The 22,291-nt window shown below is 64.4% G+C and carries 26 protein-coding genes; 12 read left to right on the plus strand and 14 right to left on the minus strand.

Features of this window, described 5'->3' with window-relative positions:
* Nucleotides 1-33 precede the first annotated feature (33 nt).
* Nucleotides 34-483, minus strand: coding sequence for a hypothetical protein (locus OG203_RS06320; RefSeq protein ID WP_405164727.1), 450 nt, complete (start codon nt 481-483; stop codon nt 34-36).
* Nucleotides 480-611, minus strand: a complete 132-nt coding sequence (locus OG203_RS06325; protein WP_405164728.1) for a hypothetical protein — start codon at nt 609-611, stop codon at nt 480-482. Before OG203_RS06325 ends, OG203_RS06320 begins: the two co-directional genes overlap by 4 nt.
* Here OG203_RS06325 and OG203_RS06330 point away from each other — a divergent pair.
* Complete coding sequence (locus tag OG203_RS06330) at nt 610-864, plus strand: hypothetical protein (RefSeq protein ID WP_405164729.1); 255 nt, start codon at nt 610-612, stop codon at nt 862-864. The two genes, OG203_RS06325 and OG203_RS06330, sit on opposite strands and share 2 nt — an antisense overlap.
* Nucleotides 865-920: 56 nt before the next feature.
* Here the strand turns inward: OG203_RS06330 and OG203_RS06335 are convergent, their stop codons facing one another.
* Nucleotides 921-1,646, minus strand: coding sequence for a hypothetical protein (locus tag OG203_RS06335; protein WP_405164730.1), 726 nt, complete (start codon nt 1,644-1,646; stop codon nt 921-923).
* Nucleotides 1,647-1,932: 286 nt separating this feature from the next.
* Here OG203_RS06335 and OG203_RS06340 point away from each other — a divergent pair, with 286 nt between their 5' ends.
* The gene (locus tag OG203_RS06340) at nt 1,933-2,376 is read left to right on the plus strand and encodes a hypothetical protein (protein ID WP_405164731.1); all 444 of its coding nucleotides are present in this window, start codon (nt 1,933-1,935) and stop codon (nt 2,374-2,376) included.
* A 653-nt stretch (nt 2,377-3,029) separates the two neighbouring features.
* Here OG203_RS06340 and OG203_RS06345 read toward each other — a convergent pair.
* From OG203_RS06345 to OG203_RS06360, 4 genes are all read right to left on the minus strand, one after another.
* Nucleotides 3,030-3,794, minus strand: coding sequence for a PE-PPE domain-containing protein (locus OG203_RS06345; RefSeq protein ID WP_405164732.1), 765 nt, complete (start codon nt 3,792-3,794; stop codon nt 3,030-3,032).
* A gap of 294 nt (nt 3,795-4,088) precedes the next feature.
* Nucleotides 4,089-4,487 carry a hypothetical protein gene (locus OG203_RS06350; RefSeq protein ID WP_405164733.1) on the minus strand — a complete coding sequence of 133 codons (399 nt, stop codon included), beginning with the start codon at nt 4,485-4,487 and terminating at the stop codon, nt 4,089-4,091.
* Nucleotides 4,487-5,473, minus strand: coding sequence for a hypothetical protein (locus tag OG203_RS06355; RefSeq protein WP_405164734.1), 987 nt, complete (start codon nt 5,471-5,473; stop codon nt 4,487-4,489). The genes OG203_RS06350 and OG203_RS06355 overlap by 1 nt, the downstream gene beginning before the upstream one ends.
* The gene (locus OG203_RS06360; protein WP_405164735.1) at nt 5,442-5,708 is read right to left on the minus strand and encodes a hypothetical protein; all 267 of its coding nucleotides are present in this window, start codon (nt 5,706-5,708) and stop codon (nt 5,442-5,444) included. The genes OG203_RS06355 and OG203_RS06360 overlap by 32 nt, the downstream gene beginning before the upstream one ends.
* Nucleotides 5,709-6,294: 586 nt before the next feature.
* Here OG203_RS06360 and OG203_RS06365 point away from each other — a divergent pair.
* The gene (locus OG203_RS06365) at nt 6,295-6,684 is read left to right on the plus strand and encodes a helix-turn-helix domain-containing protein (protein WP_405164736.1); all 390 of its coding nucleotides are present in this window, start codon (nt 6,295-6,297) and stop codon (nt 6,682-6,684) included.
* Between the two features lie 30 nt (nt 6,685-6,714).
* Here the strand turns inward: OG203_RS06365 and OG203_RS06370 are convergent, their stop codons facing one another.
* Nucleotides 6,715-7,257 (minus strand): hypothetical protein, encoded by a 543-nt coding sequence (locus OG203_RS06370; protein WP_405164737.1) that lies wholly within the window; start codon nt 7,255-7,257, stop codon nt 6,715-6,717.
* A gap of 498 nt (nt 7,258-7,755) precedes the next feature.
* Between OG203_RS06370 and OG203_RS06375 the strand changes: the two genes are divergently transcribed.
* Genes OG203_RS06375 through OG203_RS06385 form a run of 3 tightly spaced genes read left to right on the plus strand, consistent with a single transcriptional unit; the run spans nt 7,756 to nt 9,845 of the window.
* Complete coding sequence (locus OG203_RS06375) at nt 7,756-8,610, plus strand: heavy metal-binding domain-containing protein (RefSeq protein ID WP_405164738.1); 855 nt, start codon at nt 7,756-7,758, stop codon at nt 8,608-8,610.
* Nucleotides 8,611-8,655: 45 nt separating this feature from the next.
* Nucleotides 8,656-9,432, plus strand: a complete 777-nt coding sequence (locus OG203_RS06380; RefSeq protein WP_405167781.1) for a heavy metal-binding domain-containing protein — start codon at nt 8,656-8,658, stop codon at nt 9,430-9,432.
* Nucleotides 9,429-9,845: a hypothetical protein gene (locus OG203_RS06385; RefSeq protein ID WP_405164739.1), complete on the plus strand. Its 417-nt coding sequence runs from the start codon at nt 9,429-9,431 to the stop codon at nt 9,843-9,845. The genes OG203_RS06380 and OG203_RS06385 overlap by 4 nt, the downstream gene beginning before the upstream one ends.
* A 90-nt stretch (nt 9,846-9,935) precedes the next feature.
* Here the strand turns inward: OG203_RS06385 and OG203_RS06390 are convergent, their stop codons facing one another.
* The 3 genes from OG203_RS06390 to OG203_RS06400 form a co-directional block, all read right to left on the minus strand.
* Nucleotides 9,936-10,799, minus strand: a complete 864-nt coding sequence (locus tag OG203_RS06390; protein ID WP_405164740.1) for an MBL fold metallo-hydrolase — start codon at nt 10,797-10,799, stop codon at nt 9,936-9,938.
* A gap of 271 nt (nt 10,800-11,070) precedes the next feature.
* Complete coding sequence (locus OG203_RS06395) at nt 11,071-12,492, minus strand: MFS transporter (protein ID WP_405167782.1); 1,422 nt, start codon at nt 12,490-12,492, stop codon at nt 11,071-11,073.
* A 191-nt stretch (nt 12,493-12,683) separates the two neighbouring features.
* Nucleotides 12,684-13,631: an AsnC family transcriptional regulator gene (locus OG203_RS06400; RefSeq protein ID WP_405164741.1), complete on the minus strand. Its 948-nt coding sequence runs from the start codon at nt 13,629-13,631 to the stop codon at nt 12,684-12,686.
* Nucleotides 13,632-14,105: 474 nt separating this feature from the next.
* On the opposite strand from OG203_RS06400, the gene OG203_RS06405 reads away from it, so the two are divergent.
* From OG203_RS06405 to OG203_RS06420, 4 genes are read left to right on the plus strand one after another with little or no spacing between them, the layout of a single operon-like run.
* Entirely contained in the window at nt 14,106-14,939 is an 834-nt protein-coding gene (locus tag OG203_RS06405; RefSeq protein WP_405164742.1) for an LLM class F420-dependent oxidoreductase, read from the plus strand.
* A gap of 16 nt (nt 14,940-14,955) precedes the next feature.
* Nucleotides 14,956-15,942 (plus strand): amidohydrolase family protein, encoded by a 987-nt coding sequence (locus OG203_RS06410; RefSeq protein WP_405164743.1) that lies wholly within the window; start codon nt 14,956-14,958, stop codon nt 15,940-15,942.
* Between the two features lie 3 nt (nt 15,943-15,945).
* Nucleotides 15,946-16,551 carry a nitroreductase family protein gene (locus OG203_RS06415; RefSeq protein WP_405164744.1) on the plus strand — a complete coding sequence of 202 codons (606 nt, stop codon included), beginning with the start codon at nt 15,946-15,948 and terminating at the stop codon, nt 16,549-16,551.
* Nucleotides 16,552-16,611: 60 nt separating this feature from the next.
* Nucleotides 16,612-17,724 carry an FAD-dependent oxidoreductase gene (locus tag OG203_RS06420; RefSeq protein ID WP_405164745.1) on the plus strand — a complete coding sequence of 371 codons (1,113 nt, stop codon included), beginning with the start codon at nt 16,612-16,614 and terminating at the stop codon, nt 17,722-17,724.
* A gap of 44 nt (nt 17,725-17,768) precedes the next feature.
* On the opposite strand, the gene OG203_RS06425 is transcribed toward OG203_RS06420, so the two are convergent.
* A complete protein-coding gene (locus tag OG203_RS06425) occupies nt 17,769-18,911 on the minus strand; it encodes an FAD-dependent monooxygenase (RefSeq protein ID WP_405164746.1) in 1,143 nt (380 codons plus the stop codon).
* Between the two features lie 119 nt (nt 18,912-19,030).
* Between OG203_RS06425 and OG203_RS06430 the strand changes: the two genes are divergently transcribed.
* Nucleotides 19,031-19,345 carry an ArsR/SmtB family transcription factor gene (locus OG203_RS06430; RefSeq protein ID WP_405164747.1) on the plus strand — a complete coding sequence of 105 codons (315 nt, stop codon included), beginning with the start codon at nt 19,031-19,033 and terminating at the stop codon, nt 19,343-19,345.
* On the opposite strand, the gene OG203_RS06435 is transcribed toward OG203_RS06430, so the two are convergent.
* Entirely contained in the window at nt 19,342-20,220 is an 879-nt protein-coding gene (locus OG203_RS06435; protein WP_405164748.1) for a cytochrome P450, read from the minus strand. The two genes, OG203_RS06430 and OG203_RS06435, sit on opposite strands and share 4 nt — an antisense overlap.
* A gap of 241 nt (nt 20,221-20,461) precedes the next feature.
* On the opposite strand from OG203_RS06435, the gene OG203_RS06440 reads away from it, so the two are divergent.
* A complete protein-coding gene (locus tag OG203_RS06440) occupies nt 20,462-21,445 on the plus strand; it encodes a helix-turn-helix domain-containing protein (RefSeq protein WP_405167783.1) in 984 nt (327 codons plus the stop codon).
* On the opposite strand, the gene OG203_RS06445 is transcribed toward OG203_RS06440, so the two are convergent.
* Nucleotides 21,422-22,264 (minus strand): hypothetical protein, encoded by an 843-nt coding sequence (locus OG203_RS06445; protein WP_405164749.1) that lies wholly within the window; start codon nt 22,262-22,264, stop codon nt 21,422-21,424. The two genes, OG203_RS06440 and OG203_RS06445, sit on opposite strands and share 24 nt — an antisense overlap.
* Nucleotides 22,265-22,291: the final 27 nt, after the last annotated feature.

Consider the following 22,291-nt stretch of genomic DNA (forward strand, 5'->3'; position numbering starts at 1 on the left):
GTGTAAAAGCCAGGCGCAGTATCGATCTCGTTCTTACTGTCGCCTGGCTTCGATGCTGAAGGCGAGATCGACAAGCTGGTTGAGCGGGTCGAGGTCTGGGACCTCGGTGAGCCCGCGGCTGCGGCGCAGGATGGGGGCGTGGAATTTCGGCTCGCTGGAGGTGATTTCCTCGACGTAGTCGATCAGCACGCCGTCGGAGGTGGTGGCGGCGGGAGCGCCGAGCACCGCGTCGCGCACCTGGATGGCCATGGCCTGCGCCTGCTGGCGATTGTTGCCGAACACGACGGTCTGCACTTGGGCCTTATAGGTAATGGCGTTGATGTCGAGGGTGCCGCCGGTCTTGCGCACCCAGATCAGCGGCAGGGCGGACTGGATCTGCGCGGCGGTCGACGGGAGCGTGGGCATGGTGGTGGCGATCGGTGCGAGCAAATCGCACAGGAACTGTTCGAAGTCCGGGAATTCGCCGGGCTGGCGGGTGGTCACTTCGTCTCCTCGTCCGCGAGCACGACGCGAACCTCGCAGGTCAGCCGGCCCGTTGGCGTGGCGTGAACGGGTTCGGACGCCGCGGTGGGCTGATCGGTCGCGCTGACGCGATCGTCGTGGTGCCTCATGGGTATCTCCGGTGTGGGGTATCGAATGGCGGCGGCAGCTGGACTACAGGCCGAGCAGCGGCAGAACCAGCGGGATGAGGTCGCCGATCAGCTTGATGATGTCTTCGATAATGGTGAGCACCAGAATCACCCCCTTTCCTTCGCGATGGGTGAACGGCAGCCTTCGCCGAGCAGTGCGGCAGCAGAAGGCAGAATCAGCGTCTCGTGCCGATGTGATGTTGCGGCACAATCGTTTTCGCTGCGCTCAGCGTAACGCCGACATTGTGACGGACCCCGGCAAGTGCCCAACACTTGCCGAGATCCGGCCGATCACCAACGGCCGGCTTCGTGCACGCGCAGCACATCGCCGATGCGATAGACGATTTCCCCGCCCACATGGCGGCCGGTCAGCTTGCCCCTGGCGGCCCATTGGCGAATAGCGTTGGCCGTCACCGGTTTCCCCGAGAACCACGGCAGTATCCTGGCGAGTTCCGTTGCGGTGCCGACCATGTCGCGCGCCTGGGACAGCATGTCCACGCGGCGTTCCATGACGGAATGCTCGCGGTCGCAGCCAAGGCATCGCACCGTGGACTGCCCGTCCGTCGCGTAAAGCCGGGTGCCGCAGTCACACAGACCGATGCACAGCCGCTCGGCGGGCCGGTCGATGATCGCCCGCGCCGCGTCGACGGCCGCAGGCAGGGCGGGGTGGATCCCGATCAGTACCGGTGCGTCGCCGGGGATGCGCGGGAGCTGCTTGCGCAAGAACACTGCCTGGTCGCGGGATGTGCGCGGGGCTCGTTCGCGGGCGAGGAAAGAGACGCGCAGAGCGTAGTAACGCAGGGTTCGAGCGAGCGCGGCGTGGGCGTCGGACGCGCCTTTGTGATACGGCAGTGCCCGCTGGCGAGCTCCCGCGCTCGCCGTGCCGGCGGATTTGGCGGCACCGACGGCGTCGCTGCGGGACAGGGTTGTGTCCAGCTCGACCAGCAGCCCGGGGACAGCGGCGAGCGCGCGCATGACGTCGTCCCGTTGTATCGGGTCGAGGGGCTCGCGGGTCATGCGGCGATCCTGCACGCCGATGCGATTGCGCCGGAATCGAATTCACGTTCCGCACGAGCCGCGGCAGCGAGCGTCCCGGCGATCCACCGGCTGCGGCCGCCGAATTCAGCTACGCGACGGGCGATTTCGGCATCGGGGCCGGACAAGTTAAGCGAAGGCATGACAGTAACTTAACATATTCATTGCACACGATTGCAAACAATATAACTCAACTAATCCTCGTAGTACCTCAATATCCAGCTATTCAATGTATGCAATTTATCGAGTTTTTTGTACGCTCTGAGGCATGTCAACGCCATCGGCCATGTCACCGTCAGCAGCCGAGCCCCCTTGCCTCGGCCTACCCGGCTTCGTTGAACCTGCCCACGCATTCGACTGGGCCCGACTGCCCGCCACGGTCGCAGCCCAGCGAGTGTGCATCGCGCACTGCCCCCGCGAACGGTTTCGCGCCTGCGCCCAAGCCGCCCTCAGTGCCGGAACCCTCGTCGATGACGAAACCCCTTCGGTCGCAGACGGTGTGGTGATGGCCGGCGTCGTCTGCCGGGGCGACACCGCCACCCGCCGCCGCCTCCTGCTTGCCCTCGGCCAAGAGATCTATGTTCGCCCCGACCGCTGCGTGTCGTGCCAGCGGCCGATGACCACACGGCGACGCAAACGCCCCGGCTATGTGGTGCACGAATCCAACGGACGCTGCGGCGGCTGTAAGCGCGCCGAGCAGCGCGCCGCCTGACCGCAATCATTGCCGTAGGAAGGGAAGTCCCTGCCCTCGGACGAATAGGTGCCCGAGGGCGGGGCGCGCCTTGCGAATGTCATTGCGGCCAAGACAATGGATCCGACACCGCAGCGGCAAATACTCATAAAAGTGATAAAACGCCCAACAGATGATCGTGTCGTGCCTGATCAGGCCAACCGCACGGCCGCATCGGGGAGTCGCCGCCGGTGGCCGTCGTTGCCTCGTGAATTATGTTGGCATGTCCGGCGTTTCGGGCTCCGCACCGCAATGATGTGGTCCGTCGGTGGCGGATATTGCGGCACTCATGCGACAATTCCGACGCCGCAGCTCGTTGACTGCAGGCCCCGGACCAATTGGGCCCAAGGCGAGAGACAGGAAGCCACGTGCCAGAGGAGTTCGACGAAGCACTGGAGACGGCTCGAGCCGAATGGGCATCCGAGTATGACTCCGCCCCAGCCTCTCTCGGCACAGAGGCCGCGGTGCTGTCTGGATACAAATGCATCGACCTCACACAGCTGTCGAGCCACGATCTTCGGCTGGTCGACGATCTACTCAGTCGATACCGGTCGAAGCACCGCCCACCGCGATACCGTCGACGGGGACCGCTCTGGTAGCTAGTAACCCACGGCCGTGCGAATGTGGTCGTCGAATCAGCCTCGAGTATTGAGAATGGCGGCAAGCCGGTCGCAGTATCCAGCACGCTGATATGCCAGGGTGTGCTCGCCGCCACGCACGTACCCGTCCATCAAGTCCGCGGCCTGCGACCAGAGCTGCCAGGTGCGCACCGGGCGCAGCCACCAGCCGAGCCGAGCCGGCTGCCACCGATTGGCACGTATCCGGTCGACCAGTGCCTGCGTCCAGCCGCCGAGCTGCGCGAAACTGAATGCGGAAACCGCGTCGGCGAGGGTACGCAAGGGCGAATCCGCAGGACAGGAGGCGATGCCGTCAGCGGGATTGGCGACTTCCCAGGTCGGGATGCATTCAGGCCACGGTCCATGTTGACCGTTGATGCCGAATCCCACCGGGTCCGGATCGATCGAATCCCCCTCGCGGCGTAAGGGATTCGCCACGTTGGCGGCCCAGGCTACATCGCAGTCGGCGTATTCGCCGCGGGCCTTGGCTTCGAGGAATCTCGTGACAACCTCCGCACCGAGGCTGTAGCCGAGCAGTCCGACGCGGTTCGGCGTGGCGCGGATCGCTACCACCAACGCTCGCACGCCATCGTCGATGGATTGTTCCTCCGAACACCCGTCGAGCCCGGCCAACGGATTGGCCGGGCCGACGCTCGCCGGATAGTCGACATCGGGTCCGATCAGATATCTGGCGCGGTCGAGTTCGCCGGTAACGGCGGCGAGCATATTGCCTGGCGAATCCCGGCGCTCCCCGGTGCCCCGACAGGTCAAAACGGTAATCATTATGCGCCCCTTCAGAGTGAATCATTTAAACCGAGCCTCGCCTCCGGATATGCACGGAGGCGAGGCTCGGAGCCCGCCGATGCCGCGGCCTGCTACCGCGAGAGGGGAAATGCGGGAGGCCGCGCATCGGCGGGCGGCAATGCGGCAGGCTCGTCCCGCGAGTCCTATTAGTTAGCCGGGGGCATGCCGCGATTGTGTCTGTCCGCGAAAGTTATCGCAGAACGTTTTGAATTCCGTTGTGGCACAAAGACTATCACCGCACTGATGACAATTTTCGAAACGCCCAACAGGCTGTCATGGTGTGGCGACCTTCTTCGGAGCACGACGGCGAGACACCCGCCGGGAGTCGAGTCGTTCGTTGAGATAGGTGCGGACTCGACGACGGTGTTCGGCGCTGGAGCCGGGACCGCGATCGGCGAGGATCACGGCGGCGGGCGGTGGCCCGTGCCCACCCGGACGGACGGCGCGGATCAGGTGTGTGAGGTGGCCGGGCGCAATGCGCGGCAACGTTTCGTCTGGACGGAGGGGGCGGCTGTAGTACAGCCGTATCGCGGCGCAGGCTGCGCCGAAATCCCAACGTGCGTCCCGCGCGGCGAATCCCCATGCGGCCCGGGTGCAGGCGTCATTCGAGAAGCGGTTGTCGTAGCCCGCGATCAGCGAGATCAGTGCGATGATCTCCGACTCAACCAGCATTACATTCCTTGTTCTGCCGGAGCTGACTCGAATGGATTGCCCAACAGGGTCAATGACATTCGCTCGGGGTCACGCGGGAAGACACCCGATGTCATTGCCGCGTCGTTGGCTTGCTCGCGAGCACGCGCCGCCTGGAAGTCCGCGGCGGCCTGGCTGTGCTGACGCTCCCTGGCGGTCATCCACCCCCCGGCCGGACGCCCGCGCGACTCGGCGGAGCGGCGAATCCAATTGCGCCAGGTGGCAGACCAATCCACCATCGTGCGCCCGGTAGCACGGTAATAGTCGGCGAACTTGCGATGCTCGGCCTGCAGATCGACACCCGGACATTCGGCAAGCATGGTTTCCACCAGCGTCGCATCGGGCGCCCACCCGTGCGGAAGCGTGGTCGGGCGGCGACGGGAGGACAGCGCGGCGCCGGACTCGGCGTTGTCATCGAAACCCACTGCGGTCGTGTCCGATTCGTCGAACGGGTTCGGCAACGCGGACGGATCGGCCGCCGGCCTGCGCAACAGCGCGAGCACCCGATGTGCGCGCGGTTCGGCGGCCGACCAGCACGCCAGGTCCGGCAACCGGTCTCGCAGCTTCCGCAGTTCGAACACCACCACGGCCTGCAATGTCGGCGAACTGATGTCAGCGTAGTCATTGACCACCCCGATCGCCCCGTTGACCGACCGCATGATCCCGTCGTGCTTGATATGGGTGCGCACCATGATCTCCTCGGTGTCGACATCGACCACGACGAACTGTTTCTCAACCAATTCCGCTGCGGCCGTGAGGATGTGGGTCGGTGTGGCGCCCCTCGTCTTCGAGGCCAGTCGAGCGGGATGCCAGTCGGTGACACCGCATTTCGACAGCCGGGGATGCGCGAGCAAACGTAGATAGAGATGCTGAGCGGACTCGCTCAGCTCGCTCCAGTCCTCATCGGCCCAGATGTCGATGCGGAGCTTGGCGTACTCACGCGGCATGGCCGCGTCCCCGCGCGGCATCGGGGTTGAACCGCACCAGCACGACCCCGCCGCGCACCTCGGCCTCGAACCCGGACCCGAACGCAGCGGCGTGGCCGTGCCGAATCCGATGCTTGGTCGAGTGCGGATAACGCGTAGGCCACGGATAACGCGCCCAGCGACCAGGATTCGCGCGCAGCACCTCGGCGAACTCCCGGTTCGCCCGTTCTCTGGCACGGGTTACTGGAGCGGGCACCTCATCGACGAACACAACCATGGGATGACTTTCTGTGGAGGGAGCCGGTAGGCACAGGAAAACGGCCGTCCCGCAAGCAGACTCGGCGAGCCGCGTGCTCCGAGAACGTTCTAGACGCTACCTATCGTTGCAACTAGTTGCAACCATGATCTGGAGAAAATCAGCGCGCATGCGTGCGCAAATGAGACTTAGGCGGGGCAATCTTGCATACATCCACGCCCATCCGGAGCCTCGACAGAGGCTCCGGTTTCGTTGTCAGGCTTCCGTATACGGGAGGGGGTGACGAAGGGGCAGCGCAAGCCCGCACACAAGGCGCCACGAAGGGAGCTCGGCGAGGGGGTAGCGAAGGCCCTACCCACCGACCCGCTACAACGTTGCAAGTAGTACTGTCGGTGATCGACCTCGCTTCATGAGTTGCGCCCGTCGCGCCACCGACTCCCCAACGGCCGACTCCTGATGGCACCAGCCCGCCTACAAGCGGATAAATCGACGCACTGCCAGTGCGTTCGCCGGACCGACAACGCTCGACCGAGGGTGAGGCCAAACGTGTTAGACTGCTTGCATAGGGGGTTAAATTACAACCAACGAACAGCATTGGATCAATGCCATGAGCAGACGACGGAGCGCGCCGGTGCCGCCGGAGGTGAGCGAGGCGTTGCGGGAGGCCCGTGAACGACGGACCCTGTCGCGGGAGAAGGCGGCCCAACTCGCCAACATCAGCACGAGCCTGTGGACGCAGATCGAGAGCGGAGTCCAGTACAAGAAGGACGACAAGGTCCAGACGAGCACCACGGCCGGCACGTTGCAATCAATGGCCGAGGTAGTAGGGCTCGACCCCCGAGCGCTACTGGTCAAGGTCGGCCTGGAATCCCCCGGCGAGCCCGAACCGGCCGCGCTACCGCAGGGAGGCATCGTCGATCTCTCCGGACTGTCCGAGTACGACCTCCACCTCGTGGCCGGCTACGTAGCGGGACTCAAGGCCCGCTATACCCGCTGACAGTCAGGTGGCGACAACATTCGCCTCGACTCAAGTGCGACGGCGTGCGCGCCGCGGAAACAGTGATGCGGGTGGCGCTTCGACCCAAACGCAGGTGATGCCGCTCGGAATCACCTCCGTACCCGCCCATGACAAGCGGTCGAGACGACCGGGTTGAATGTGTCGGCGTTCCGATGGCTTGAGATTGAGCAGACGGTGCGTCAGTATCGGAACACTGACGCCGAGCCATGCCGCACAGAGTTCGATCGAATCGAAGCGGGACAACGCTTCTTGAAGTTTCTCGACAGGAATCAATCGACGTCCGACGAGATCGTGCACAGCGAGCTCCACCGTGATCCTCGGCAGCCGCCCCATCCTGGTACGCCGAACCATCCACTTGGGCTCGAGTATGGCGTGCGCGACTCCGTGCGCAACCGCCTCATTGCGTTTCACCGGGGACAGTTTGGCCTGTACGATTACCGATCGAATGTCGGGAACCCACATCACGATTGGCTCTACCGATGGCAAAGTACGCACATGAATACCGAGATCGACAGCGTCTTCGCAAGCATCGTAACCTAGCGGTTGAGACATCCCCGCCTTCCACCCTCTTCACTCACTACGCACACACTACGTTATAGGTCAACAATCCCTTCGTAACCTACCGATGTCCACTCGAGGGTCCCGCACCGCGACCCGACGGCGCCACAGAGGCCGTGCCTGGGTGCTGCCCCCGAGCGTGGGATCCCCAGCGGCCGGATAGCGATCCCCCACGCTGAGGATGTACTCGCGTCAATTCTGTGAGCACGTCGACATCGGCTCTCGAATTCAACGACAATTTCGTGTCATACCTGAATATAGGGCTGAATGTACATCGGAACTATTCGGTGGAACTACCCCGAAGGAAGTCCGTCGATTTTTCCGGGTTTATCTCGCTCGGCGATATCCGGCTGCCGCATCTGACAATGCGGCAGCCCACCGAGTCACCCTCTCCCGGCGTAGGCTCGCCTGGAATGCGGAGGGGCGCAACATGAACCGGCCGCGTTCGAGCTGCGGGCGTGGCAGGATGGCAGTGCGAGGAGGAGGTTGCCGGTGACGGGCAAGGAAGGTGCGTGGCTGCCCGAGGCGGCGCGTGACCGGCTGGCCCGCTTCGCAGCCTCCGGTGTCCGCACGTCGCTGCTGCCGGTCGCGGGCGCGGTCGGTATCGAATCGGTGGGGCTGACCCCGGTCGGGGAAGTCATGGGCTGCATCGTGCAGCAGATCGGATGGATCGGCGCGGGCGGCTACGGGATGTCGTACGGGTTGAGCGCGACGAGCTTTCGGCCCTACGTGGACGCGCTGTATCACGGGTACGACACCGCGCTGGCCCGGATGGTCGCCGAGGCGTCCGCGATGGGCGCGGACGGCGTGGTCGCGGTGCGGTTGACCCGCGGTCAGCTTGGACAGAGCAACCATGAGTTCGTCGCCCTCGGCACTGCCGTCCGTGCCCAGTCCCGGTACCGGCCCCGGCAGCCGTTCACCACGGAGCTTCCCGGTCAAGACGTGGCCAAGCTGATGCATGCCGGGTGGGTGCCTGCCCGGATCGCCATCGGCATCGCGGTGCAGGCGCAGTATCTGGACTGGCGCAGCCGGAGCCAGATGCGCATCATGTCCGGCAATACGGAGGTGGGCGGGCCGACCGAGCTCATCACCCGGGTTCGGCACCTGGCCAGGGATGCCTTCGAACGCCATGCCCGCGACACCTATCCCAACGCGGCCATCGTGTCGAATATCCAATTGCGAACCTGGGAGCAGGAGAACAACAACACCGTCCTGCTCGGCGCGGAGTCGACGGTCTTCGGCACCGCGATATCCCAGTTCCATACCGGCCCCCGGGCCCCGAGCAACGCGCTGACTGTCATGCCTCTGCGGACATCGCAGCAGCGCAACACGAGAAAGCAGAGGTGAGAAATGAGCAGTGCCGATGAGCGGCAAAGCATCCCCGAGGATGCGATGCGCCGCCTGACCGAGATGCGACCCGGCCAGAGCACCACGTTGTTCACCTCGGACCTGAGCGTCAACGAATTCCTGCTGGTCCGCGAGGCCGGCTTCCGCCCGCTGGGCATGGTGCTCGGCTCGAGTATCTACCATGTCGGTTTCCAGTTCGGCCGGTGGAACAAGAACCAGGAGCTGGACACGCTGTCCGGCGCGATGTACCACGCGCGAGAACTGGCGATGACCAGGATGGAAGCCGAGGCCGACGTGCTCGGCGCGGACGGGATCGTCGGGGTTCGGCTCGATATCGAGTTCAAGGAGTTCGGCAGCGACCTCGCCGAGTTCATCGCGATCGGGACCGCGGTGAAGGCCGACGAGCCGGGCGCCTGGCGCAACAACCAGAACAAACCGTTCACCTCCGATCTGTCCGGCCAGGACTTCTGGACGCTGATTCAATCCGGCTACGCACCACTGGGCATGGTGATGGGTACGTGCGTCTATCACATTGCGCATCAACGGTTTTGGCAAGCGTTGGGCAATATCGGCCAGAACGTGGAGATCCCGCAATTCACCGAGGCGCTCTACGACGCGCGTGAGCTGGCCATGTCCCGGATGCAGGCGGAGGCGGAGAGTCTGAACGCGGAGGGCATCGTCGGGGTGCAGCTGCTGTCGCTACCGCACCGCTGGGGCGGACATACCACCGAATTCTTCTCCATCGGCACCGCCATCCGGCCGTTGCGCGACGACCACCACATCGCCAAGCCGCAACTCGTGCTGCCACTGGTGGATTCGTGACCGGCGGCGAGCTCAACCCCATCTGGGACATGCACATGATGATCGCGGCGCTGCGGGCCGACCGCAGCGATGTCGAATCCTATGGCCGAGTGCTGACGAGCGTATTGGGCGACGCACTGCCCGACGGCATGGTCGAGGTGGACTACCGGCGCAGCATGGCGGACCGGATGAGCGGCAAACCCGGCCAGGCCGTCGCCGTGCGGGTGCACGCACCGGAACGCGAACTGGAGCTGCGCCAGGGTCGGCGCGGCGGCGTCGAAGCCGAGGTGCGCAGCGTCGTGCGCGGTGTGGTCATCAGCCGCAAGCAGATCGGCATCGACGAGTGGCTCGTGGTACTTGCCGAGGAACTGAACAAACTGGCCGCCCGCGATGCCGCCGCTCGCGAGGTGCTCGCCCGGCTGTTCAACGGCTGATCTCGCCCGTCTGGCGGCAGCCGCCGATGTTCGCCGACCAAGCTGTTGACGCACGAGATGTGGCTGGCGAGTGGCGGTTCGGACGAGCGATCACGTAGGGGTGTGTGCGCGTTCCCTGGCGAAGACCCTTCGTACGGACAGTTTCAAGGCGTCGGGGTTGATGCGGTCGGGGTAGCGGGCGAGCATCGCATCGATGAGTTCGGCTGGGCCGCTGGCCTTGTCGAACAGCAGGTCGAAATCGGTGAGGTAGGCGCGGGTGTCGGTGATCGCCTGTGGCGAATCCTCGGCGCCCGGTGCTTTGTGCCCGGCGACAACTCGTTTCGGATGCAGGGCTTCGACCTGGTCGACAGCTGAAATCCACTGTTGCCGTGTGGCTTTGCTGGTTTGAGCGAGATATTGATGTACACCGTTGTAGATGATGTCGCCCGCGACGACGAGGTCGAGCGAGGGGACGTGCAGGAATGTGGTGTCGTGAGTGTCGCTGTAACCCGCCTCTACGGCGCGTAATTCGTGTCCTTCGAGGTCGATCACACCATCGGTCAGGGGTTGGGCCACCTGGAGGTTGCTCGGGATTTGACCGGGGAAGGTTGAGCCCCAAAATGATTGGAAGAACTCGGGTTCCAGCTCTTGGCGCATGTGCGCGATCGTGCCGGGAGTAGCGACGGCACGGGCACCGGGGAAACGTTTCAGCAGTGGTGTCATGCCGAAGAAGTGGTCACCGTGGCCGTGGGTCAGGTAAATGGTGGTGAGATTCTTTCCCGACGCCTCGATCCAGTCCCCCAGGTCCCGGGCCTGATCCTCGGTCAGGAAGGCGTCGACGAGGACCGCGTCGCGTGCCCCGGAGATCAGGGTGGCCGACATGGGTGACCAGATCGAGCTCACCCCGGGAACACCGGTCTCCGCCGGGATCGTCGGAGTGACGAAAACCTCTGCCGTCAAAGCACTTTCAGACATGATCGAACTCCTGTTCAGAGTCGAAATTCGACACGCGACGCAGTGGCGCGCGGACCACAATCCGCGATCGCCCCACGCTACTTTAATTATGTACCAGTAGGTACTGAATTCACTGTCCCCCCTCCGCACAGCGTTGTCAAGAGAACTATTTACCGTTCAGTACAGAATGGAGGTCAACGTGGTGACCGAGACCATCCACGGGTTTCGATCGCGAGGCCGCGCCGGAGCACGTCAGTATGTCGCGAGCTGACGGAAAGGGCGAAAAGGCGAACTACGACGGCGCCTGCGAGCCGACGAACTCCGCCGCCTCCTCCTCGGACTGCGCGGCAGGCGCTGAACCCCACATGTGCCTGCCGTTGGGTTCCTGGAGGAAGTGGACCGAGACCGCGCCGATCACACCCGCGATGATCAGATAGTAGGCGGGCCAGTTCAAATCGCCGGTCACGCCGACGAGTGCGCCGACCACCACCGAGGTGGTGCCCGCGAATAGCGACACGGCGACGTTGAACGCCACCGACAGACCCGCGCCACGCACCTTTGTCGGGAACAGCGAAGGCAGGGTGGACGGCATCGTCGCGCTGAAGCAGATCAGCGTCAGCCCCATCATCAGCAGGCCCGCGAAAACGGCGAACGCATTGTTCGTGCGGACAAGTAGGACCATCGGGAACGACAGCACGATCAGCGCCGCGATACCGGTCCAGATGATCGGTTTGCGGCCGACCCGATCGGAGATCAAGCCGATCACCGGAATGGTCAGCAGCGCGACGGCCATCACCGCGATCTGCAGCCACTGCGAGGTCGACGAGGACACTCCACCGCCGGTCGCGTCGGGCACCGTCGAGGTGACGTAGGTCGGCATGTAGGAGGTCAGCATGTAGTTGGGGACGTTCCAGACCACGACCAGACCCATGCAGACCAGGACGTAGGGCCACAGCTTCGCCAAGATCTTGGCCTCGTCGCCGGTCTTGTTCGACTTCTCGCGCTCCTCGGATTCCTTTTCCAGCGCGGCGAAGGCCGGGGTGTCGGCCAAACGCATCCGCAGATAGACACCGACGACACCGAGCGGCAGCGCGACGAAGAACGGCAACCGCCAGCCCCACGCCAGCAACTGGTCGTGACTCAGGGTTGCGTCGGCGAGCGTGACGACGAGCGCGCCGAGTAGATATCCGGTGAAAGTGCCGAATTCCAGCCAGCTGCCGAGGAACCCGCGCCGCCGGTCCGGCGCGTACTCGGCGATGAAGGTCATCGCGTTGCCGTATTCACCGCCGGTGGAGAAGCCCTGCAACAACCGCGCGCACAGCAGCAGCATCGGCGCCCAGATGCCGATCGAGTTCTGGTCCGGGATGCAGCCGATGGCGAAGGTGCCAAGTGCCATCAGGATCATCGTGGTGGCAAGCACCTGGTTGCGGCCGATGCGGTCGGCCAGCGGGCCGAAGAACATACCGCCGAACGGGCGGACCAGGAACGCCACCGCGAACAGGCCGAAGGTGGCGACCGTGCCCGCGGTGTCGCCCAGATGGGAGAAGAACACTTCCTTGATGGTCGGCTCGAAATAGGCGTAGACGCCGAAGTCGTACCACTCGGTGATGTTGCCGATGCTCGCCGCGCCGATCGCCCGACGGATAATCGGCGGGTCGGTGACGACGATGTCGTCGAATGACCAACGCTTCGGACGTTCGCGCGGGATCAGCACAGCCAAAAAGACACAACCTCCTCGAGTTCACGATCCCCGGCCACCTGGATTCCACCGTGGAAATCGCGGCGGCGGGTATCGTCCGTCCGGGATCGAACACCTCAGGCTAAGGCGACGGCAGACCGATCCACGGGCGACGCTCCGCGACGGCCTGCCGCCGTGTCTGATCGGAGGCTCGGCGACGGGGAACCTCAGGCCGGTGATGACTCGGACGAGTATCGCGGAAGGTGTTTGCCGAGGGTGTCGGCCAGCTGCTGGGCTTGGCGGACCAGGTCTTCCCGGTAAGTGATGATGTCGTTCCAGTACAGGCAGAGGGTGCCGCGTCGGGTGTCGCCGGTGCGCACCGGCATGCCGAGCCAGCTGTGAAACCCTTCGGAGAGAACGAGATCGGTCACGGAGTGGAAGAGCGGATCGGTTTGCGCGTCGGCTACGAAGACGTGTTGGTTGTGTTTGACGATGTTGGGAAGGATGACCCCTTCGGCCTGACCTTTGATGCGGATTTCTTCGACGTAGCGGGAGGACAGACCCCGCCAGCGCATCGTGGCCGGCCACGCGGACAGCGTCGGATCGGCGGGCCCGGTGGCCACGTGGACTCGGTCGGCGCCCAGCGACGCGGTCGCCACGTCGCAGGCGAGGTCGAGCAGTTCGGACATGCTGCCGACATTCGACGCCTGCTTGTCGAACTGCGCGAAGAGGTCCGGCCGGGTAGCGGTGCCTCGGGTGATCGTCTCGACGACGTGCGTCGAGAGTGACTCCGCGATTCCAGGGCCCTGCTCGACGTGGCGGACGTAGAACTCGAGCGCGTCGCTGTCGGATTCGAACGATGCCAGGACGATCAGCTCGTAGGCCCCTGTGGTCAGGTGGACCGCATCCACCTGGGGCAACGACGCCAAGCGGTCGGCGACGACGAACCGCTGGCCCGACTCGACCCGTACCAGGACGATGAGCCGCGACGGAGGTGCCTCGAGGTCCATCGTTGCTACGACCCGCATGCCGTCACGCTCGATCAATCGGCGGATCCGCTGGCGTACGGTCTTCTCCGACACCCCGACCTGGGCGGCGACCTCGAGGTTGGACATGCGCCCGTTCTCGGCAAGCAGTCCGAAGATCTTTGTATCCAGCGCGTCGAACTCGCGCACATGAACCTCCTTGACTCGGACATCATGATGCCACATTGTCCGAATATCGACCAACATGGCCGATATTCGGAGTCTATGTGTTGTCACAAGGGGCCTATCCCCTGCGTCACGCCGCGCAAGCGTCCGGGCCTCGTGGCAGCGACCCCGGTCACCTTCGAAGTCCCGATTTTGCGCCGGTGGCCAGCCCAACTACAGCGACCCTCCGACGACCCGAACGGCATCTCCGCAGGCCGGCGTCGCTGAGGTCATACCGAGCCAACCCGCACGGTACTTCCGTCATTGACTTTTCTCCTTCAATGGACGTACTTTGAGTTAGTCCGAATAACGGCCTCATAGGGTCGAAATTCGGACCTCAATGACTACGGTGCCCGAATCTAGGGCACAAGCTAGCCGGACTTCGACGCATCGAGTCACTCGATGTCGGACGACCCGCGCTGAGCAACGAAGGAACCAGCAGACAGGACGCAGCAAGGCATGCGATTCGCTTTCAGGACTGCACCCCAGAACACCACCTGGGCCGAGATACTGACCGTCTGGCGGGTGGCCGACGACATCGAGGTGTTCGAATCAGGATGGACCTTCGACCACTTCTATCCCATCTTCTCCGACAGCCGAGGGCCGTGCCTGGAAGGCTGGACGGTCACGACCGCCCTGGCCCAGGCGACCAAGCGGCTCCGATTCGGAACCCTCGTCACTGGGATCCCCTACCGACATCCCGCCGTCCTCGCCAACATGGCGACGGCCCTCGACATCATTTCCGGAGGTCGGCTGGAGCTAGGGATAGGAGCCGGGTGGAACGAAGAGGAATCGGCCGCCTACGGCATTCCGCTCGGTACGCCCGCGGAGCGCAGCGACCGATTCGAGGAGGCCTGCGAGGTGCTCACCAGCCTCATGAGCCAGGAGGTGACCACCTTCCAGGGCAAGTACTACCAACTCGCCGACGCCCGCAACGAACCCAAAGGCGTCCAGCGCCCCCACCCGCCCATCTGCATCGGGGGTAACGGAGAAAAGCGCACCCTCCGCACGGCGGCCCGCTTCGCTCAGCATTGGAGCTTTCTCGGCGGGACCCCACAGGAATTCGCCAAGAAGAGGGACGTTCTCCATGCCCACTGCCACGACCTTGGTAGAGATCCGAGCGAGATTCTCCTGTCGAGCCCCGTGATATACGACGGAGACGTGGGAGCCACCGCCGCAGCGGCCGCCGCGCTGGGAGAGGAAGGGCTTGGGCTCGCCATCATTCCCTTGCGGCCGCCGCTCGACCCGGCGGTACTCGAGCCTCTCGCCTCCGCCCTCGCCGAGATCGCCTAGTAGAGGACCGACACACATGATCGTCGACGTACACGCCCATTACTTGCCCACTTCGTATCGACCCATGTTGGAAACGTTGACCGGAAGACCTGGGAAGCCAACCGCGCCTGCGACACCAGACGCACGTCAGATATTCGCGGCAATGTCCGATGAACCGGGGATGATCAATCAGCGTATCGACATGATGGACGATGCCGGAGTAGAACGGCAGATTCTCTCTCCTGGCAGCCTTGCACCTTACGCGACGGAATCTCAGTTGGCAGTCGAGGCGGCACATATGCTCAACGACAGTTACTGCGAGCTGACCAATTCGCGTCCCAACCGATTCTCCGCCTTCGTTTCGCTGCCCTTGCCACATATCGATGCGTCACTCGAGGAAATGCGGCGCGGCCTGGACGAGTTGGGCATGGTCGGCGTGGCCTTCAGCTGTTCAGTGTTCAACCGCTCCACCGCCGAAGTTGAATTCGAACCGCTGTATGCGGAGATGAACGCGCGTGGCACGGCCCTTTTCTTTCATCCATGTCAAAACGGCATCTGTTCACCATTTATCAATGACTACGGCTTCACGACGGCGGCCGGTGCGTCCCTGGAGGACACCGCCATCGTGCTTCATTTGATCAAGCGAAACATCCCGGCTCGCTATCCGAATATCAAAATCATAATTCCTCATTTGGGCGGCCTGATACCGATGCAGCTGGCACGACTCGATGGCCAAGCGAGCACGCCAGACCTGCTCAGCCCACCGAGCATGATGGCTCGCAGTCTCTACTACGACACCGTCGGCTGGGGTTCACAAGCCGCTCTCCGGTGTGCCTGCGAAGCCTTCGGCGCCGAGCACCTCGTGCCGGGGAGCGACTTCTCCGCGCTGCTGACGGTCGAGTCCTATAGGCGGACGTTCGAGTACATCAAGGAATCCCGATTGTCCGACCAGGAAATCGAGAAGATTCTCTACAGCAATGTGTCGGCTCTGTTCGACTTCGACAATGCGAAATCGTGGGGGTAGAGCATGGATGTGTTCGAGGCGATGGGGTCGGCGATGACCATGCGGTGGTTGTCCGAAGATCCGGTACCAGACGAGCTGATCGATAAACTGATTTGGGCCGGCACTAGAGCGTCGAGTCCGGAGAACTCGCAACTCTGGGACTTCATTGTGGTCAAGTCACCAGAACAGCGTGCGCGTCTGCAGGAGACCATCATTCCCGACATCTCGTCACTCGATGCCGTCCGCGGGAGGCTGGCAAGTGCTGCCGACCCGGTGAAACGCCGAATGGGAGAGGGTGGACATCACCTGTTGACCACTCTGCGAGAGGCTCCGATTCTAATCTTCGTCTGTGGATCATCGTACGTTCCTGGCGACCCGAGAGAGGACCGCTACCAATTCTCCGCTATTTACGGGGCTACGCAGAACATGCTCGTAGCCGGAAGGTCGCTTGGCTTGGGGGTTGCCCCGACCGGCATACATCACCTCAACACCAGGGGCGTCCGACAAGTGCTCAATGTGCCAGATCACAAGATCATCGGTGTGACCATGGCGGTGGGATGGCCGGCCCGTCCGTTCCGTCCGGTCAACCGGAAGCCGATCGCGGACGTAATGCACTTCGATACGTGGTGAACGATTCCTGACAATTGTTCGGTAATTCTCTGAATACTTATTTTCTGTAGGAGGACTGCGATGGGCCGGGTGATCATCGCCGGGGCGGGAATCGTCGGTTTGAGCACCGCGCTTTCCGTGCGCAGGGCGGGTTTCGAGGTCGCGGTCCGGGAGCGGGCGCCGCGGATCAGGGAGACCGGCGCCGTTCTCGGGATCTGGCCGCACACGATCCGGGAACTCGAACGACTCGGTCTCGGCGCGCGGCTGGCCGAGATCAAAACGGAACGAAGTCTCGCACGCTTTCGCGATTTCTCCGGTGCCGAGTTCGTCACGACCGAAATTCCACCGGCCAGGACGGTTTATCGGCCCAGGCTCAGTGCGTTACTCGCCTCCGCCGTCGGTGCGGACGACCTGCGAACCGGCAAGGAACTCGTCGATTACGTCGAAGATCGTGACGGCGTCACCGTGTACTACGCCGATGGCGACCACGAACGCGCGGATCTGCTCGTCGGTGCCGACGGCCTGAATTCGCGGGTGCGCGCGATTCTCGTCCCGGGTACGGAAAGCCGTCACTACGGAGGTCACCATGTGTGGCGGGCGGTGCTGCCCTTCGACGGCGAGATCGGCGATGGCTATCCCGTGCTCGGGCGCGACCGCACCCGAGGGACGCTCATGCGCCTGGCCGACGGTTCTTGTTGCTGGGTGATCGCCCAATTCGGCACCACCGCCGATACCACCATGAACGGCAAGGAAGAAGCCCTCGCCAGGGTATCGAACCTGCACGACGGGACCTGGCCGTTCGCACTGCGCGCGGCCGTCATGGCCACCCCGCAAGACTCGGTCCTGCACAGCCGGGTCGCCGTGGTACCAGCCATTTCTCGCTGGGCCAGTGACCGGGTCGTGCTCGCCGGAGACGCGGCACACGCCATGTCTCCGCACATCGGGTCCGGTGCCTCGCTTGGTATCGAGGACGCGCGCGTGCTCGGTGACTGCCTCGGCCGCGCCGATATCGCACCGGCATTGGCCGCCTACCAAGACAACAGGCTCGACCGTTATCGGCAAGTGCGACAGCACGCGGACGCCATGGCCGCGGCACCGACACCGTTGTCCTATGTCGAACGATTCTCCGAATACCTGAACTGGCTGCACAACAGCCGAACCCGCCCAGTCGAGCGACTCGGCACGCGATCCTGATGAGGACCGGTGTTGGCTGGTGGATCACTGGCTGGCCCGTGCTGCTACCGGTTTGCGGTTTCGCGAGAGGTGATCCCGTTCGTTCGACCGACCGCGCGGCCCACCGTGTTGCGTACCACGAGGCCTGATCGGGTGCTCGGCACCAGGAGCCTGGCGAGCAGGCCGACGCGTCGCTGTCGCGGTCGCACTTCGCGGCGCAGCCGCGACTCGTAGGTGGCGAAGGCGCGGGCGTGATCGCCGTGGTGGGCGGCGAGTTCTTCCGCGAGGGCATACGCTCCTGCCATCGCCATGCTTGACCCGTCGCCAAGCAGGGCTGTGGCCGCCGCCGCGTCCCCGAGCAGTACGACCCGTCCGCGGGACCACGAGGGCATCCGGACGGTCGTCAAGGGGTCGAAGTACGGGGCTGGGTGGTCGAGGTACGCCGCAACGAGTTCCGGTGCCCGCCATCGCACGTCGGCGTACGCGTCGGCCACGGTTTGCTTGTGCAGCGCGATGTTTTTGCGGTCGTGCGGCGCCGGCCGTGCGGCCCGGAAGGTGAAGATCGCGAGCGGCGTGGTGCGCGAGGGGTGGACGACCAGCATCCGATTCGGCACGGTCAGCATCGTCAGCTCGCTCGGGTCGTCGATGGCGTCGGGTTCCAGCGGGACGGTCGCGCCGTATAGACCCAGGTCGCGCACGAACTGCCGCTCGGGCCCGAACACCAGACGCCGTACGGTGGAGTGCATCCCATCGGTACCGATCACCAAGTCGAAACGCCGTGGCGCGGACCGTCGAAAGGTGACGTCGACCCCGCCTTCGTCCTGATCGAGTGCGGTGACCGTGTCGTCGAACACGAACTCGGCATCGCCGCGCGCCGACCGGTGCAGTACCTCGGACAGGTCGGCCCTGGTCACCTCGACCGTCGGCGACTCTCCCGAGGAGGAGGGAAGCCGCAGGACTGGTTTGCCTGCCGGGTCGAGCAGGGTCAGCGACCGATTGCGGGTGGCGAGCTCGCGCAGCGGCGGAAGGATGCCCATACGCTCGGCGACCGGTATCGCGGGCCCCTTCACGACGATCGCGCTGCCACCGGAGCGCAGCTGTCTGGCATGCTCGACGACGGTCGGCCGGTATCCATTCCGGGCGAGCCAGTACGCGAGCGCGGGCCCCGCGATTCCGGCACCGACTATCAGCACCTCGGGCTTCTTCATGACAAGACCTCTCGGAACGCCGACGACCACATTCCCGGCCGTCTAGGTACGATCAATTTCGTACTCGAGTAGATCACGCCACTAAGGTACGATGCAACACGTACCTGAAGGAGGTGTCGGTGGCCGGAACGAACCTGGTCGGTCCAGAGGTCGATGCGCTCGAGCTTGGCGTGGTGCTTCGCGCTCTCGCTGACGAGCACCGTCGTTCGGTGATGACGCAGTTGGCCGCCGACCGCAGCGACAGCGAGCGAGGCTGTAACTCGTTCGATCTCCCGATCTCGAAGCAGACCCAGACCCACCACTTCCGGGTCCTGCGCGAAGCAGGCCTCATCAACGAGATCGACTACGGCAACCGCAAGGGCATCCGCCTACGACGCAGAGACGTCGAGAGCAGGTTTCCCGGACTGCTCGCGCTCCTTGAAGCCGAACACTAGCCCGGATGTGCTGCGCCACAACAGATCCTGGATCTCAGTTGATCCGCCTCGGCCCAGCCCACCTTTCCGTCGAGCACGTCGGCCCGCTGCCTCGGCTGGGTCAGCAGCGCGAAAATCGCTTGGTCGAGCAGGTTTACGGTGGTCTCGTGCCCCGCGCTGACGATAAGCATGAGGGTGTCGACGAGTTCCTTCTCGGTCAGCTGAGTGCCGTCCTCGTCGTAGGTGGCGGTCAGCACGGTGGTGATGTCATCGCCGGGCTCGGCTCTTCGGTAGGCGACGAGTTCGCTGACCAGCCCGTACATTTCGAGGTAGTTGGCAGGCGGGTCTTTGCGGGTGTCCGAGGTGTCGAAGAACCTGTCCACGCATGCGTGCAGCGGAGCGGCCAAATGATCTGGGACGCCGATCAATTCGCTGATCACGCGGATCGGTACCGGGTAGGCGAACCGCTGCCGCAGATCGACCACCGCGCCGGGCGGGCTCGCCGACAGCTGGTCGAGCAGGTCGGCAGTGATCGCTTCGATCCGCGGACGCATCGCCATCGTCCGACGGTGCGTGAACGCCGGGGCCACCAGCTTTCGCAGCCGCCGGTGCTCGGGCCCGTAGGCGGTGAACATGTTGTCGACGCCGACCCACGAGCGCAACGGCCAATCCGCGGGGATCTCCCCCGTGTTGTATGCGGTCCAGTGCTGCCGCGCGTCCTTCGACACCCTGGAGTCGGTCAACAGCCGGCGCAGCACCGTGGCGTCGGTCACCGACCAGGCGGGAACGTCGCCGGGCAGCACGATCCGAGTGATCGGCCCGCGTCGGCGGATCCGGGCCGACTCGCCTTGGATATCGGTACCGGTGATGTCGAGAACAATTGGTTCGTGCTCCATGTGATGACTCCTCAGGCGACCGAATTCTGTTGGCTCACAAGCTCGTCCGCATGCCAATGCCACGATCGGGCTACCTTCGAAGCGTAGGAAGATCGGCACCGTGCGGTCTTGGATCACGCCGCCGTCTGGATGGAACATCCGCGCCACGACCTCCCACCGCAGCGGAAGGCGCACCGGGCTTGAACTAGGGCGCGCGCGAAAATAGGCTCCGAGCAGCGAACACGGAACGGATCGGCAGGTGATGGACAGCACTGGAGCAGAGGTCGCCGACTCGCACGGAGGTTTCTCCCTGGACTCCACCGTGGCGGGCGCCGTTTCGCGCGGGTTCGATGTCTTCCGGCACGGGTGGCAGACACAGGTCGGCGACGCCTTCCCGCTGCCGACTTTCAGCCAGGCCACGACCGGCGATTTCCGGGTCAGGAGCCGCGTGGCGAAGGTGCGCGATGTGGCGATCACCGATCTCGACAGCGCGTCCACGATCCGGACGGCAGGTACACCGTACGGCTATGCGGATCAGGTACGGATGTATGTGGTGCGGCGCGGAATATGGTCGTTGGGCGGCGTACCCGATCGCGCCGAACACACGGTGCGGGCCGGGCAGTTCCTGCTGCGGCACGGCCCGCCGTTGCATTTCGGGGCGGTGCCACACACCACGGTGCAGATCCTGACGCTGCCCTCCGTCGCGTTCGATCCACGGCTGCGAAACCGCAGCGTCACCGAGTCGGCGGACACGGCCGAGATGCGCCTGTTGCTTGCGCACACGAGCATGGTCAACGCGACGGTGACCGACCTGGGCCCGGCCGGTGTGCGCGCCGCCCACGACGCGCTGATCGAACTGGCCAAGGCGGTGGCGACCGGCCGGTTCGACGACGCGGAACCCGAACTCGGGCCCGCACTCATCCACGCGGCGAAGATAGCGGCGGACCGTCGACTCGCCGATCCCGAGCTGTCCGTCGCACTGCTGGCACGGGAACTCAACGTCTCCGTGCGCACCCTGCAACGGGCGTTCACCACGGCGGGTGAATCGGTAACCAGCTACATCCGCCACCGCAGGCTGGAGGAAGCCCGGTTCGCACTCACCGCGCGGTCCCGGCCACCGAGCGTCGCCGAACTCGCCGCGCACTGGCAATTCTCCGACAGCAGCCACTTCATCCGTGCCTTCAAGAAACGCTACGGCCAGACGCCCGTCGAATACGCCCGGTCAGCGCGGGCCACCGGGGCCTAAGGACCCGCTGGACAGCACACCTCGTGCTCCGACGGCGTCCGCGATGCCCAAACATGTGCTGCCGCCAAAGATCCCGAGCTCATAGCGCACAGCATCGACATCGAAAGAGCGGACCCGAACGCCGATCTCGTATTCGCCGGGATAGGTGACCTCGCCGAGGTAGTCGATTCGATACGACGACGGCGACAGGTCGGGCACCGGCCCGTCCTCGCCGATCGCCGCGGTCGTGAACGCCGCGACAGCCTCGTCGTACCAGGTGGTGAGCGCGAGGTAATTGACATGCTGGTTGGCGTCGACGTCGCCGATCCGCGCGCGCAGCGCAGCGAAGAACGCGTAGTGGTCTCGTCGCCGGCGCTCGGTGGCCGGACGGGTCGCCGCTGTCTCGCTCGAATCCGGGACGGACAGGTCGGCGAGATCGGCGATCAACTCGTCCGGAAGCGCGAGCGGCCCCGCGAGACCGAGATTCAGCACCGTGGCCCCGCCACCACCCACCCGCTCGCTGTCGGCGAATACCGCTTGTGCGTAAGTGAACGATGACCGCCCGATGCGACGAATTCCGGTGCGCACCTGTATATCAGCGTCGGTGCCATAGACCGGCGCCAGCTGTTGCACACTTTGGCTGACGAGAATGATCTGGTGCGGCTCGAAACCACCGGCTCCGACCAGCCGTTCGAATTGCGGCATCGTCACCCGTATCCGCGCATCCTCCAGCCAGCGAGCCATCCCAACCGTGCTCACAGCCCCGTTCCGGCCGAGATCGCCCTGCCGCACTCGGATGTCGCACTGGACCGGAAACGCAGGGTAACTGATGGAATTCATGAAAAGACTTTAGGAAAGCCACCCCGA

This window comes from Nocardia sp. NBC_01499 (assembly GCF_045040275.1).
GTDB lineage: Bacteria > Actinomycetota > Actinomycetes > Mycobacteriales > Mycobacteriaceae > Nocardia.